This is a genomic window from Haloarcula amylovorans (genome assembly GCF_004681185.1).
GTDB lineage: Archaea > Halobacteriota > Halobacteria > Halobacteriales > Haloarculaceae > Haloarcula > Haloarcula amylovorans.
Map to the genome: position 1 here is coordinate 400408 of NZ_SRIF01000002.1, position 13959 is coordinate 414366.

The 13959-nt window shown below is 65.2% G+C and carries 14 protein-coding genes; 7 read left to right on the forward strand and 7 right to left on the reverse strand.

Annotation, left to right across the window (positions count from 1 at the left end):
- Nucleotides 1-35 precede the first annotated feature (35 nt).
- Nucleotides 36-959, forward strand: a complete 924-nt coding sequence (locus E4S61_RS09320) for a TSUP family transporter (RefSeq protein WP_135303665.1) — start codon at nt 36-38, stop codon at nt 957-959.
- A 106-nt stretch (nt 960-1065) separates the two neighbouring features.
- Here E4S61_RS09320 and E4S61_RS09325 read toward each other — a convergent pair whose 3' ends face one another.
- Nucleotides 1066-2628: a lipopolysaccharide biosynthesis protein gene (locus E4S61_RS09325; protein ID WP_135303666.1), complete on the reverse strand. Its 1563-nt coding sequence runs from the start codon at nt 2626-2628 to the stop codon at nt 1066-1068.
- A 48-nt stretch (nt 2629-2676) separates the two neighbouring features.
- Complete coding sequence (gene glmU, locus E4S61_RS09330; protein ID WP_135303667.1) at nt 2677-3858, reverse strand: bifunctional sugar-1-phosphate nucleotidylyltransferase/acetyltransferase; 1182 nt, start codon at nt 3856-3858, stop codon at nt 2677-2679.
- A gap of 210 nt (nt 3859-4068) precedes the next feature.
- Between glmU and E4S61_RS09335 the strand changes: the two genes are divergently transcribed.
- From E4S61_RS09335 to E4S61_RS09350, 4 genes are read left to right on the forward strand one after another with little or no spacing between them, the layout of a single operon-like run.
- Nucleotides 4069-4848, forward strand: coding sequence for a DUF4129 domain-containing protein (locus tag E4S61_RS09335; protein ID WP_167768458.1), 780 nt, complete (start codon nt 4069-4071; stop codon nt 4846-4848).
- Nucleotides 4845-5438: a DUF7269 family protein gene (locus E4S61_RS09340; RefSeq protein WP_135303669.1), complete on the forward strand. Its 594-nt coding sequence runs from the start codon at nt 4845-4847 to the stop codon at nt 5436-5438. Before E4S61_RS09335 ends, E4S61_RS09340 begins: the two co-directional genes overlap by 4 nt.
- Nucleotides 5435-6706, forward strand: a complete 1272-nt coding sequence (locus tag E4S61_RS09345; protein WP_135303670.1) for a DUF58 domain-containing protein — start codon at nt 5435-5437, stop codon at nt 6704-6706. The genes E4S61_RS09340 and E4S61_RS09345 overlap by 4 nt, the downstream gene beginning before the upstream one ends.
- The gene (locus E4S61_RS09350; RefSeq protein WP_135303671.1) at nt 6703-7383 is read left to right on the forward strand and encodes a DUF7519 family protein; all 681 of its coding nucleotides are present in this window, start codon (nt 6703-6705) and stop codon (nt 7381-7383) included. Before E4S61_RS09345 ends, E4S61_RS09350 begins: the two co-directional genes overlap by 4 nt.
- Here the strand turns inward: E4S61_RS09350 and E4S61_RS09355 are convergent.
- Complete coding sequence (locus E4S61_RS09355) at nt 7334-8326, reverse strand: AAA family ATPase (RefSeq protein ID WP_135303672.1); 993 nt, start codon at nt 8324-8326, stop codon at nt 7334-7336. The two genes, E4S61_RS09350 and E4S61_RS09355, sit on opposite strands and share 50 nt — an antisense overlap.
- Before the next feature lie 126 nt (nt 8327-8452).
- Between E4S61_RS09355 and E4S61_RS09360 the strand changes: the two genes are divergently transcribed.
- Both E4S61_RS09360 and E4S61_RS09365 read left to right on the forward strand, forming a co-directional pair.
- Nucleotides 8453-8788, forward strand: a complete 336-nt coding sequence (locus tag E4S61_RS09360) for a hypothetical protein (RefSeq protein ID WP_135303673.1) — start codon at nt 8453-8455, stop codon at nt 8786-8788.
- Between the two features lie 244 nt (nt 8789-9032).
- On the forward strand, nt 9033-10361 hold the full coding sequence (locus E4S61_RS09365; RefSeq protein WP_135303674.1) for a polysaccharide deacetylase family protein: 1329 nt from the start codon (nt 9033-9035) through the stop codon (nt 10359-10361).
- A 142-nt stretch (nt 10362-10503) separates the two neighbouring features.
- On the opposite strand, the gene E4S61_RS09370 is transcribed toward E4S61_RS09365, so the two are convergent.
- From E4S61_RS09370 to E4S61_RS26505, 4 genes are all read right to left on the reverse strand, one after another.
- Nucleotides 10504-10797, reverse strand: coding sequence for a HalOD1 output domain-containing protein (locus E4S61_RS09370; RefSeq protein WP_135303675.1), 294 nt, complete (start codon nt 10795-10797; stop codon nt 10504-10506).
- Nucleotides 10798-10969: 172 nt separating this feature from the next.
- Nucleotides 10970-11227: a HalOD1 output domain-containing protein gene (locus tag E4S61_RS09375; protein WP_135303676.1), complete on the reverse strand. Its 258-nt coding sequence runs from the start codon at nt 11225-11227 to the stop codon at nt 10970-10972.
- Between the two features lie 283 nt (nt 11228-11510).
- A complete protein-coding gene (locus E4S61_RS09380; RefSeq protein ID WP_135303677.1) occupies nt 11511-13256 on the reverse strand; it encodes an asparagine synthase-related protein in 1746 nt (581 codons plus the stop codon).
- A 456-nt stretch (nt 13257-13712) separates the two neighbouring features.
- Nucleotides 13713-13835, reverse strand: coding sequence for a hypothetical protein (locus tag E4S61_RS26505; protein ID WP_280663802.1), 123 nt, complete (start codon nt 13833-13835; stop codon nt 13713-13715).
- Nucleotides 13836-13959: the final 124 nt, after the last annotated feature.

Sequence of the window (13959 nt, forward strand, 5' to 3'; positions counted from 1 at the left end):
GATATGAGTACTCGGTATCTGGGGGCGAAGTGGTCGTGAGCACGCAAAATACAGGCGTCGACGCCAGGCAGTTCATCGCCAATCTCCGAGCGTTTCGCTACCGGGAGCTGATGATGGTCTCTGCGACGCTGGCCGTCGTCGCCGGGTCGGTCGTTTTCTTCCCGGGCGTCGAGAACGTCACCCAGGGACTCCAGTCGAACGTCTCGGGGACGTTGCTCGCCCTGTTCGTCGTCGTCGCCGTCGGCGCTGGCGCGGTCAAGGGGATGATCGGCTTTGGATACTCGCTCATCACGACGCCCATCTTCGCATCCGTCATCGACCCGACGCTCGCGGTGGTCGTCCTCGCGATCCCACCGTGGATGATAAACATGTTTCAGGTCGGCGAGACCGACACCGGACTCGAATTCGTTCGCCGGGAGTGGGCGCTGTTGTCGCTCGCCGTCGTCGGGGCTGTCGTCGGCGTCACCTTCCTCGCGGAGTTCAGTACCGGCCCGATCGTCCCGTTCCTCATCGGTCTCGTTATCTTCGGCTACGTCCTCTTTCAGGTCTTTCAGAACTTCGTGACTATCGAGGGTGCCCACCACCCGGTTGCACTCAGTGTCACCGGGTTCCTCGAAGGGTTCCTGCTCGCCGTTGCCAACCTCGGACCGCTCTTGCCCGCGTACTTCCACACCTTCGAGCGCGACGTCGACCGCTACATCGGCGGGTTGTCGATGGTGCTCGCGACGATCTTCACCGTCCGAATCCTGCAGATGGTCTTTTTCACCGACCTCATGACGACCTATCGACTCTGGCTGGGTTCGGTCATCGCCGTCGTCACCGTCGTCGGGCTGCTTCTGGGGACGTACTTGCGACGGCTGGAGTTCGACGAGGAGACGTTCAACTGGTTCGTCGTCGCCCTCCTCTTCGTCATCACGCTCAACATCTTCCGGAACACGATTCCGGCCCTGTTCTTCTGAGCGCTTGGGGACGGTCGCCGTTCGAGCGGTGACAGACTGGCTCCAGACGACCGCGCATCGAGACCGGTGAAAAAATTCGGCGAGGGTTACACGGTCTGTCTCGTCGTTATCGCGCGCTCAGATACGCCTGCAGCGCGGCCAGTCCCGAGCGGTTCTCCTCGGCGTAGGGCTCGATGTACTGGCCGAACCGGCTGACCGGTTCCGGCAGCGAGTCGAGCAAGTCGACGACCTCCGAGAGGTGCATCGCGCCGGTCAGAACCGTCGCCATGCCGAAGACGAGCAGCCCGACGGGCGGGACGACCGCCAGCGCTAGATACGTGTTCTGGATGAGGAGCGAGAGCCCGACGATGGGCGCGGCCCCGATGAGCGTCGTCGCCAGCACCCGAGCGCCGCGGAAGTCACCGAACGGTTCGTACCCCAGTGCGCGAGCGCCGAAGACGTGGGCAAGCGGGAGCGCGGCGTAGCCGGTAGTCGTGGCGACGGCTGCCCCGTACATCCCGTACATCGGGATGAGCACCATGTTCAGGACGAAGTTCAGCCCCGCAGCGATCCCGGTCACGAGTATCAGTATCCGCATCTCGCCTTTGGCGTAGCTGATGGCGAAGACGGGTCGGCCGACGGCGTAGAACAGCGTCCCCGGGATCAACAGCAGGAGCGGTTCGACGGCCGCCTGTCCTTCATCACCGAGATACAGCGGGACGAAATCGTACGCGAGCGCTGCGAGTCCGATAGACAGCAACAGGGATAGGAGCGTCGTGTAGCGGACGACGCGGTGTGAGATCGCGTTGATCTTCTCGATGCGGTCGTTGGCCCAGTAGTCCGAGACGGCCTGGACCATCACGCTCTGGACCGACCGCGGCAGTATCCACAGGAGTTGGACGATGACGAGCGCTCCCTTGTAGACGCCGACGGTGCTGCTATCGGCGAGGAAGTACTCGAGCATCAGGACGTCCACGTGGATGAGCGACTGCATGAGGAAGTGATAGACGATGGAGTTGTGGTTAAAACTCGCCAGCTCCCACTTCGGGAAGTCGGAGGGGAGCGGTTCGAGGACGTGTTTTATTGAGAGTTCGCGGGCCACCGCGACGCTTGCGATGACGATGACGCTCCCGCTAGCGAGTATCTCTCCCATGAGGACGCCCTCGACGCCGTAGCCAAACCACGCGAACGCGATGGCAAACACGCCGAAGAGCACCTTGTGAGCCACCCGAATCGGCTCGGAGAGATGTTCGAGCTTCAGCCCCATGAGTGCTCGGCGGACGTACGAGCGGAACTGTGCAACGACGGCGAGCACCGCGAGCAGGTAGAAGTACCCGGTGTACTCCGGGCCGAGCGCGCTGGCGACGAGCCCGCTCCTGGCCGCGAGGACGAGCGCACCGGCGGCGACGGCAGCCAGCATCGTGGCGAGCCGGAAGAAGTACGAGAAGACGTGTTCTTCCCAGTGTGGGTCCTCACGGGTCTCTGAGAGGAACTTTCTGGACCCGCCGTTGATACCGGCACTGACCAGTATCATCAGCAGGCCGAAGACGGCCATCACCGTCCCCCACTCCCCGTAGGTCCCCGCGCCGAGCAGACGGAACAGCAGCGGCGTGATGAAGATGGAAACGAAGATGATCGCGAGGCGCGAACCGGCTACCGAGAGGAATGCGGTGAATGTGTTTCGCTCCACCGTTAGCCCTCCGGGTGTGTCGTGTTCGGTCTCGATACCGTGGCTATCTCAGCGGTCACAGCGAACCCGTTCCTTCGGTTCGATTATCGTTCCGGTCGAGAGCTTCACGCCCGCGTCGAGCGTCGTGTCCGCGCCGGTCTGGACGCCGTCGCCGAGGACGACGCCGAAGGCCGCTCGACCGGTCGAGACCCGGTCGCCTTTCACCGTGAGTTCGACCGGGTCGTCATCGTCGCTGCCGTTCCGGACGGCTGTTTCGGCACCTAGCTGGCAGTCAGTCCCGAAGACGCTGTCGCGGACAGTCGAGTCGCGGCCGACGGTCGTCCCGGCCATGAGAACGCTGTTTTCGATCACCGCGTCGCCGCCGATTTCGGTGTCACGTCCCAGTAGTGTCGGCCCGCGAACGGTCGCTGCCGGGCCGACGGTAGCACTCGATTCGACGACGACCGGGCCCGTCACCGTCGCGTCCCGAGCGACGGTCGCGCCCGGCTCGACGACCACGTCGCCCTCGATGGTCGCATCCGCGTGGACGTCGCCGTCGAGACTGCGACGCCGCCGACCGACGTGTCGCTCGTTGGCTTCCAGCAGTTCCCACGGACGGCCGACGTCCAGCCAGTCGTCGATGACGACGGGCGTGACGTCGTGCTCGTCGATGACGTGGTTGAGCGCGTCGGTGAGCTCGCGCTCGCCCCGTTCGCTCTCGGTCACGTTGAGCGCCTCGCGGGCGGCGGCGGGGAAAACGTACGCCCCGGCGTTGACGAGGTCACTCGGCGGCTGGGTGGGCTTCTCTATGAGACTGCTGACCGTCCCGTCGTCGGTCATCACGACGCCGTAATTCGACGGCGTTTCGACACGCGTGCAGGCGATCGACGGCGCGCTCTCGAAAAGGCGTGCGAGCGCGTCGGGTTCGTAGACGTTGTCGCCGTTGAGTACGGCGAACGGACCGTCGAGGTGTTCCCGTGCGGCCACGACGGCGTCGGCCGTGCCCTGTTGCTCTCGCTGTCGTGCGTAGCGGATCGGCGCGCCGTCGACGCGGTCACCGAGGTGAGATTTCACCTGCGCTCCCTCGTAGCCCACGACGACGATTACCTCGTCAGCGCCGGCCGAGACGGCAGTCCGAGCGACATGCTCGACCAGCGGTTTCCCGCCGACGGTGAGCATCGGCTTGGGCCGCTGTGCTGTCAGCGGCCGCATCCGCGTCCCTTCTCCGGCGGCCAATATGACGACTTGCATTGCTCTTGTCGCGTCCTTCTTTCCCTGACCGTGTTATTATACGCGAGCTAAGTGAACGCCGGCCGAAACCGGGGCGTACGAACCTGGAGCGAGCCGGAACCACCAGACGGCGCGATTCCCCGCTTAGCGCCTGCATAACTAACCAGTCAGGTACGTTACAGAATGTCAACAGACGATGAACTGCAGTGCTCCCCACGCAGGCGGGTGACAATGGACCGAGACCAGCTCCTCTCGGTGGCCGTCGCCGCGCTCTGTATGGCCACGCTGGGCGTCGCGGGGACGACCCTGGACAGCACGGTATCGAGCACGCCGTCGGACGTCCTCGACATGGACTTCGACTCACAGCCGGTCGGACAGAAGTCGGCCGAGACCATCGACGACGACATCGAAGCGAACAAACAGCGGGTCGAACAGCAAGAGCGTTCGAATGCCCGAGAACAGCGCCAACAGCCGGCCGGTAGCGGCGCTTCGAGCGGGGACGGCGGATCCTCGGGTGGCGCGGCGAGCCGGTTCGAAGCGACGTCGACCGACTCGACGCCCTCGCTCGTAGAACAGTTGCTCGAACTGTTGAAGGTCATCTTACCGTACGCGCTCGCGGCGTTCGCCGCCGGGACTATCCTCGCGCTCGCCTATCGCTACCGCACCCGGATCGCGGCGCTCGCGCTCGCGTTCGTCCCCGACGGTGGCGACGGCCGCACCGGGGAGTCCGACACGGTCGCCGGGCCGTGGGACGACGGGCAGTTCGGCGACGACGTCCACCGCGCCTGGTACGCGATGGTCACGTACCTCGATATCGACCGACCGTGGGCGAAGACGGCCGACGAGTGTCGCAGGCAGGCGGTCGAGGCCGGACTCGACCCCGAGGCCGTCGGGCGGCTCACAGAGACGTTCCGCGAGGTGCGCTACGCCGAGTCAGGACCGACGCCGGACCACGAACGGCGGGCGCGCGAGTCCCTCGCCCGTCTCGACCTTGGAAGGGAGTCGGCGTGAACGTCGCCCGCAGCGCCCTCGCGGCGGCCGGTTCGGTCGTCCTCGCTGCCGCTTGCCTCCTCGTCCTCGACCCCGGACTCGTCGCCGCCGTGCCGACCGACGCCGCCGTCGCGGCGCTGGGCAACGACTACCTCTTCGTCGCGGCGTTCGGCATCGCCGCGCTCGTGTTAGTCGCGGCGGTACTGGGCGGCCGGGCGGTCTCGAACGTAGAACAGGCGACGCCGCCCCGACCCGAGACCGTCGAGCGTGCGCCCCGCTTCGGGAGCGACTTCGACGAGACGATTGACGGCGAGGTCGGCCTACGCGCTCGGCTGTTCTCTGACCGCCGTGAGACAGTCCGCGAGCGCCTCCGCGAGAACGCGATTCGTGCCGAACTCGCCGCCGAGAGCTGTCGCCGGACGGAGGCCCGACGCCGAATTGCGGCAGGCGACTGGATCGACGACCCCGACGCGGCGGCCTTCCTCGGGGCCTCAGTCTCGCCGCCGGTTCGCTCTCGGCTCCGGGCGGCGGCCGACGGCGAGACGTGGTTCCAGCGCGGCGCGCGCCGAACCGCCGAAGCGGTCGTGGCCAAGGCGGAGGCAGCGAGATGACTACTGTTCGGACGACTACCCGATGGCGCGGCGTCGTCAGCGTCGCGTTGCTCGCCGGCGCGGCTGGCGTCCTCCTCAAGCGACCCTCGCTCCTCCTGCTCTCGGCCGTCGGGGTCGCTCTCACGGTGTACCCGCGACTGACGCGCCCGCCGACCGTCTCGCTGGATATCGAACGGGCCACTGACGCGGACGAGCCCGCCGACGGCGACCCGGTTGCGGTCACAGTGACGGTCCACAACACCGGCGAATCGACGCTTACCGACTGTCGCATCGTCGACGGCGTTCCGCCGATGCTGTCGGTCGTCGAGGGAACGCCGCGGCACACGGCGGTCCTGCGGCCCGGGGCCTCGACGACGTTCTCCTACACTGTCCGCGCGACCCGCGGCGTCCACCGTTTCGAGGCGGCGTCGGTCATCGCCCGCGATATCGCGGGGGCGAACGAGGTCGAGACCACCGTCGGCACCGACACGAGCCTCGCCTGCGAGTCGTCGGTACCGGCGGTTCCGCTCCGACGACAGACCGGCCAGCGGGTCGGCAACCTCGTCACCGACGAGGGCGGTAGCGGCATCGAATTCCACCGCACCCGCGACTACCGCGAGGGCGACCCGCTGAGCCGCGTCGACTGGCGGCGCTTCGCCCGGACCGGCGAACTGGCGACCGCCGAGTACCGCGAGGAGCGTGCGACCTCGGTGGTCCTCTGTCTCGACGGCCGCGAGGCCGCCTACCGAACTCGCGCACCCGGAGAGCCCCACGCAGTCTCTCACTGTCTGGGCGCGATCGAACAGACCTTCGGCGCGCTGGTGGAGACTGCCAACCAGGTCGGTCTCGCCGGGTTCGGCACCGACTTCTGCTGGCTTCCGCCGGGAGCGGGGACCGAGCAGACCGCCCGCGGGCGGAACCTGCTCGCGTCTCACCCGACGCTGTCGGTCCACCGTCCGGGCGAGCCGACGACGGCCGAGACGCTGTTCGAACAGGTGGCCGAACTCCGGAAGCGACTGCGCGGCGACACGCAGGTCGTGTTGTTCTCGCCGTTGCCCGACGACGCCATCGCCGAGGCGTGCCTCCGACTGGAGGCTAACGGCCACGCGGTAACGGTGATCTCGCCGGACGTGACCAACGACGAAAGCACCGGCGGCCGCCTCGCGGAGTTCGAGCGGTCGAGGCGGTTGGACTCCTTACGCGAGAGCGGCGTCCGAACCGTCGAGTGGACGCCCGACCAGCCCTACGGCGCGGCGCTCGTCCGAGCACAGGGGCGGTGGTCGGCGTGACGACACACCGCCCTACCCACTTGAGCGCGGTGCTGTCGGTGCTCGTCGGCGCGGCCGCGCTCGCGCTGGTCGGGACGACGCCGGCCCAGCGGCTCACGCTCGGCGTGGTGTTGGTCGCTCTCGTCCCGCTGGCGCTCGGTCTCGAACTGCGTCGGCGCGGCCACGTTCCGGCGGCGCTCGCGCTCGCCTCGCTGGGGACGGCCGGTGTCGCCGGGGCGCTGGCGCTCGGCAGTGCGCGAATCGCGTCGTTCAGCAACAGTGTCGAACTGTATCCCGGACTGGTCGGGCTGTTCGTCCTCGTCCTCGCGCTCAGCCCGGTCTGGGAGGGGCGCGAGCGGCCGCTCATCTCGCTCGGAACGGGGCTGCTGTTGGTCTCGGTGGTCGCCAGCGCCGCGGTGTACGGGACCGGCACGACTGGGCTGCTCGTCGCAGGCGTCGGGACGGTACTCGCGTGGGACCTCGCGGAACAGGCCGTGAACCTCGGCGAACAGGTCGGTCGCGAAGCGAAAACGAGGGGGGTCGAACTGACGCACGCGGGCGGGACAGCGGCCGTCGGTGGTGGTGCCATCGCCGCCGTGCAGGTTATCGTTCACGCCGACGTGACTGGGCTCTCGCTTCCCGTGCTCGCTAGTCTGCTCGGTTCGGGGCTGTTGCTGACGCTGGCGCTGTATAATTGACCGTCGGCACCTGCGTCTCCTCGGTGATATCCGCGACTACGTCTGCCTTCTCGACGCTGTCGACCCGGGCGTCGGCCGTCAACACGAGCCGGTGGGCCAGCACCGGTGCCGCGACGAACTTCACGTCCTCCGGCGTGACGTACTCCCGGCCGTCGCCGACCGCGACGGCACGGGCGGCCTCGAACAGCCGTTGGGTGCCCCGCGGTGAGACGCCGCCGTCGACTCGGTCGTCGGTCCGCGTCGCCCGGGTGAGCGTGGCGATGTAGCGGCGCACGTCGTCCTCGACGTGGACTGCTTCGGGGGCCGTCCTAAGTCGCCGCACGTCGTCACCGTCACAGACGGGCTCGACGGAAGGGGCCTGCTTCGTCCGGGAGGCCCGCCGGTCGATGAGTTCGAGTTCGCCTTCCATCCCGGGGAAGCCCAGACTCGTCTTCACGACGAAGCGGTCTTTCTGAGCCTCCGGCAGCGGGAACGTCCCTTCCTGTTCGACGGGATTCTGTGTGGCGATGACGAAAAACGGCTCCGGAAGCAGATGGGTCTCGCCGTCGACAGTCACTTGCCCCTCCTCCATCGCTTCGAGCAGCGCCGCTTGGGTCTTCGGCGACGCGCGATTGATCTCGTCGGCCAGCACGACGTTAGCGAAGACCGGTCCCGGCTGGAACTCGAAGTCGCCGTCGGCCTCTTTGTAGACGTGGGTGCCGGTCACGTCGGAGGGAAGGAGGTCGGGCGTGAACTGAATTCGAGAGTACGACAGCCCGAGCGCCGTCGCGAAACATCGCGCGGTCAGGGTCTTTCCGGTCCCCGGCGCGTCCTCTAAGAGGACGTGGCCACCGGCCTGAAACCCTGCGAGAATCGTCCGTAACACCTCGTCGTCGACGATGACTGCACGGCTCACTTCCTCCAGCAGCGTTGTACACTGCGCTCGAACCGCAGTTGGGTCCATATTCCCGGATTACGGTCGAGAAGCCTTATTATCGCCAACCTAAGCGGTTTATTCGTCGCTCGACGAGCGATCGAGACTCCGTTTAACGGTGTCGTAATTATGCACCTAGAGTGAGAACCAACACACATGCGCGATGCGAATCGGACTAACCGATCGAACCGCGAGTACGGGGGTGACAACCACATCGAAGGGGACGAAATTCATGGGCAGGCGTCGTCGCTTTCCGCTCGTTCGACGCGGTTTCGCCACGCGGCGAGCGAACATCCGGTCGAACTCGCCGTTCGCCTCGTCGCCGGTGTCACCGGCCTCCTCCTGATAACGATCGCCATCGAGCGCGTCACACAACCCGCGCTGGCTTACGACCTCCTAGTACTGGTACAGTCACCGACGGGGCAGTGGCTTACCGTCATGGTGTTCGCGCTCGTTCTCCTCTCCTGTGCCGTCCGAAGCGGGATGCCCTGAATCGACGGACTCACACGCCGCCCAGCCCGCCGCTCCCACCCTTTCTCCGGCCGTGATGCCGATTATTGAATAATATCTGATACTGTATGTGGGTCACTCTCCCACAACGATTTCACGATCTATGCCCGCTTCGTCCTGCGGTTTCACCGAATCCACAAAATGGCGCGAAACGAGCTTATGTCCGGTCTAATAGCACTTTAGCAACTTCAATGTAAAGGGACGACAGAAACAAGGGAGAAGCGAGATGAAACGCAACTCCAACCGCCGCGCGTTCCTCACGACAACCGCAGCGGGTGCCGCTGCGTTCGCAGGATGCGGTGCCCTCGGAGATTCCGGCCAATCAGACACGCAGACGCCCGAAAGCGACGGGACGGCAACTCCAGCTCAGACGCAGACGGAGAACGGGACCGGGACGCCCGAGGAGACGGGGACGCCCGAGGAGACGGGGACGCCCTCCCAACAGCGCGACTACACGGACCGCGGGAAGGTCCTCGACGACTTCGAGAATCTCGAGTACTGGGGGACGATTCAAGGCGACGTTTCCGCGGAGACCGAAGACGTCTTCCGCGGCAGCCAGTCCGTCCGCATCCAGAACCCCTCCGGGGGCGGCGCGGGGATGTACAAGGCCTACCCGGACGGCCTCGACCTCACGAAGAACAACCTCTCGATTGCGGTGAAGATGGAAAAACCCAGCCCGGGCAAGCTCGCGATGGAAGTCATCGCGCCCGCCCGAAGCGACCACCTCGTCTGCCGGCGCTACATCCCAGACGCCATGGACGGCTGGATGCGCGTCGACCTTGGCTACACCGGCCTTCGGGGCGACCCCATACTGAAGAGCGTCCAAGAGCTCCGCATCGTCGTCCTCTCGGACGGTGAACCCATCAACTTCGTCGTCGACGACCTGCGCAAGCACAAGAAGTCGACCGACAAGGGCCGCGTCATGCTCTCCTTTAGCGACACGCATGCCTCTCAGTACGACGTGGCGTTTCAGGAACTCAAGAAGCGCGACATACCCGCGATGGTCGCTGCGGTCCCCGACCGGATCAACAGCAGTGGCGCACTCAGCACCGGCGAACTCCGCGAAATGCAGGGCGCTGGCTGGGACGTGGTCTCCTCGCCGCACATCGGGACGCCCTTGCCGGAACTCTCCGAAGACGAACAGCGCCGTACCATCAAGCAGGCAAAGGAGTACCTCCGTCTGAAAGGGTTCCGAAAGGGGATGCGGTTCATGTCCATCCCGTACGGAAGCTTCAACGAGACGACGCTCGACCTCGTCGACGAGTTCCACGAGTACGGCTTCGCCTACGGCGCGGGACCGAACGCTCTCCCGCCAGTGGGCACTTCGGCCGTCTCCACAGTCAACGGAGGCGACCTTAACGGCGCGGCCCGGATGATAAATCTCGCGGCGAAGTACAACCAACTCACCGTCGTCAACTTCGCCAACATCGGCAAAGAGCAGGACGTCGACAAGGAACACCTCAACCACCTGCTGGATATTATCGAGGACTGGAAGAGCCAGGGCAAACTCGAAGTCGCCACGCCTTCGGACATCCTCAAGCTACAGCAGTCCTGAGCGGCCGATCGAAGTCGCTGTGCCCTGCTGCTATCGGGCGACGCTGCCGCCGCTGTGTCCGTTTTGCCGTTTAGAACTCTGCAGTACCGATGTCTCTCGGGTAGTGGTCTCGTCTCGACCCGTCGGGACTCGAACCGCTGATTCAGTCCTGTTTCAGTGACTCTGCGGGTCGAGCGGGTCGGACGACGACGAGTTCCCCGCCCTGAATGGTGATTTCGTAGTCGTCTAATCGGAAGAACAGTTGGGCGTCCTCTCGCCGCGTCTGGTCGTTCGCCGGCCGGAATAGCCGATCGAGTGCGTCGGGGTCGACGACGTCGTAGACCCGACTCGCCACCTGCGCCGGTTCGATGTCCTCGGCGTCGGCGATGGCTCTGGCGACGGATTCAGAGAGAGGCTGATCCGCGGAAAGGGAGCGCCTTTCCACGTTCTCGTGCATACGTACCCTATACACTTCCACCCATGAAACAGTTTGGCATATATTCTTCTCACCTGGCGCACTCAGGTCGATATATGTATCGGGGGGACACCGACCCCACGCCGACCACAAGCCCGGAAACAGCCCCGCCTCGTCGTCGACCGTTGGCTCAGACTGGTTCGTAATCGAGGTGTTACGTGTTGTATACTCGGACCGTCCCGTCGCCGGTAATCTCAACGAGACAGTTCACAAGTTCGAAGATGAGTCGGCCCTCTCGGCCCGATTCGTCGGGTCGCGGTCGGAAGATCCGGTCGAGTGCGTCCGGGTCGACGTGGTCGTTCACGCGAGGGACGATGTCGGCCGGTGAGACGCCGACCGCCTTCGAAACGGCGTCGACGACCGTCACCGTCAGTTCGCTGTGTGGGTCGTCGAAGTCGTGTTCGACGACCATGTCCGGTGTCGCGGCTGTGGAAACAGCACTGATCGGTCGATCGGTCGGTCTCAATTCGTTCTCTTCGTGACCCTTCACATCTTCTCACCTTGTTCTGCTGGGCTCGTTCGAGCGCGACTGGCGTCCGATGCCCCAGTTTCGACTCCGACTTTGAAAGATACGGTATTAAAATCTGTCTCTGTATCAGTTGATGACCTGGCGTCAGACGACCGCGTCCGGTCTTTTCCGGCCGGATTCGTGCTCCCGTCAAATCCCGTTCCCCGGTGTCCTGTGTCTTTCAGGTTCACGTCGCGCTTTCGCTGGAGGACCGCGAAGCGCTTCGTCCGGGAACCGTCCACGTGCGTTCCTCCGTCGTCGAGAGACGAGGGAGGTCCGCGTTTTCGAGGATTCGGTCGCGCCAGATAGCGTAGGTGAGGACGTTCCAGGACTGTCGGCCACTGCCTTCGATGATGGATTCGCGCTCGTCGCTGGGGACGAACGACGGCGGCGCGTACGTCTCGAACGCCGACGAGAGCGGCCCCGATCTCAGGTACCGCTGGTACGGCAGCACGCCAGCGCCCTTCGGTTGTTCGATGGGATACGCCGGTAGCCGCTCGCGTAACAGCTGCTTGAGGTGGTGTTTCGCCGAGACGTCGTAGAGGTGTCTGGGGCCGGAGACGAAGCGCCGCTCGGCGGGGACCGACAGCGATGTCTCGATCATACTCTGGGTCTCGAAGGGGTTGGTCAGCGTGTTCCCGTAGGCCATCGCCAGCTGTCGCCAGCGCGCGCCGACCCGGTGGCCGAAGACGAGGTTCATGTGTCGGCATTCGGTCTGCCGAGCGAACCGACTGTGGGACGGGTCGAGCGGCACCCGTTCGGTCACGTACTCCGTCTGGGCGGCGAGACGTTCGTCGACGAGCGAGGGATCGAACAGCCGCTTCGCGTAGTCGGGGTTCGAGTACGTCGCGTACTGGTGTGCGTACGAGTCCGCGTCGTCGACCGGGCGGTCGAACTGAGCGTCGAGTTCGTCCATCCACTCGACGAACCCGCCGACCGGTCCGGGCCCGTACCGAGCGAGACTACGGGAGATAGGCGTGTTCAGCAGCGGACTGGCCCAGTCGGCGTAGCGCGGGCCCTTGATGGGTGTGTTGCCGAAGATGGAGTCCGCGCCGACGGCCATCACGTAGCGCCGTCCGGAGTACTGCCGGAGCGCTTCGTTCACCATCAGCACCTGTAGCGGGCACGAGGGCGACCCGGTCGCGTCGATGCTGTCCTCTAAGTGTTCGAGGACGGCCGCTTCGGGAATCATCTCCTGTTCGAACGGCGCGTCGAAATGGTCGGCCCCCTCGCGCGCGTATTCGACCTCGTAGGCGTACTCTTCGGAGCCCACGCCGGCGTTCAGCATCGTCGAGTCCTCGAAGAACGTCTGGGTGAGCGTCGAGTCCACGCCCCCGGAATAGAGGTTGATAGAGTCGCCGTCGAACCCGTCGGTCGCCATCAAGTCGTCGTACGTCGATTCGATGGCCGCGGGGGCTCGTGACGGCGGCGTCTCCGTCTGCGTCGAGAGCGTCCCGACGCGCTCGCTAGTCGTCTCGCCACTGTCGAGGTGCCAGGTGCGCCACTCGCCCTGTTCGACGCCGTCGACCTCTTCGACGAACCCCGTCGCGCCGACGGGCGCGCGAAACAGCAGGTGATCGATTATCACTTCGTCGCTGACGGTCCGCGCTTCGACCGGGACTTCGGCCAGCGCGTTGCGGAAGTGGTCGGCGAGGACGAACTCGCCGTTCGTCTCCGTCCAGTAGAGTCGGTGGCCGCCGGTGACCGACCGGTAGGCGTGGACTGTCCGCCCCGAATCGTTCTCTACGTTGACCGCGATGGCATCCTCGGTGACCGACGGCAGGTCTCGCTTGACCTCGGCGATCGACGTGGCGTCTCGAAGAACTTTCTCGATACTCGACACGTCGATGCCGGCGACGACCCACGTTCCGGTGTCCGTCTCCAGTGTTCTGGCCGCCGGGTCGGCCACGAGCAGGCGAAACGATCCGGTCATTGCACAAGAGTTGTGCGGGTATCCCCATTATTATGCCGTTGCTATTCGGCGAATTCTCCAGCACATTGGCCTCTCGAAGCGAATCCGCGGCATTCGTGGGATCACGACGGGGGCGGTCTCTACGCCGATTTCCGTGATCACCGAGAAGGCAGTACGAACAGCCGTCTTTCGCGTCCGATCTGTGACTGCGGGATACGCCGTGGTGCAGATTCTATATCGCGGATAGTAGTTTAACGAGGTTAGTTCAGTGTCGTAGTCGAGATACGAGATGACGGCGAGAACGCTCCGCTCACGTCGATATGCGGCGATAGCTGCTGCCGGTATCGAGTAGCAGTCTCGACCGATCTCGAACGATGATGGATGGTGTCACGTTTTGCGTCGTAGCGTCCACGTTTCGCTCGTCGCGCGTCCTCACGCGTGTTTCGCTACGTCGGTGCCGTCCCTTCGGCGTCCTGCTCACGCCTTCAGCGGCGCTCGCCCGCCCGTCGTCACAGTAGCACGCCGCCAGTACACTCGAAACGATGCGTTGTCGGGAACCGTCGCGGTGACGACGCTGACGGTCTCGCTCTCGGCGGCCACGGCTGCCGGCGAGACGATAGCTGTCGGTCCATTCGCAGGCTCGGAGCCATCTCGGTCCCACGAAAATCGTTGAGTCGCAGGTTGAACGACGAGTGCGGCCGTCTCCCGCCGCTCGGGCCGAATC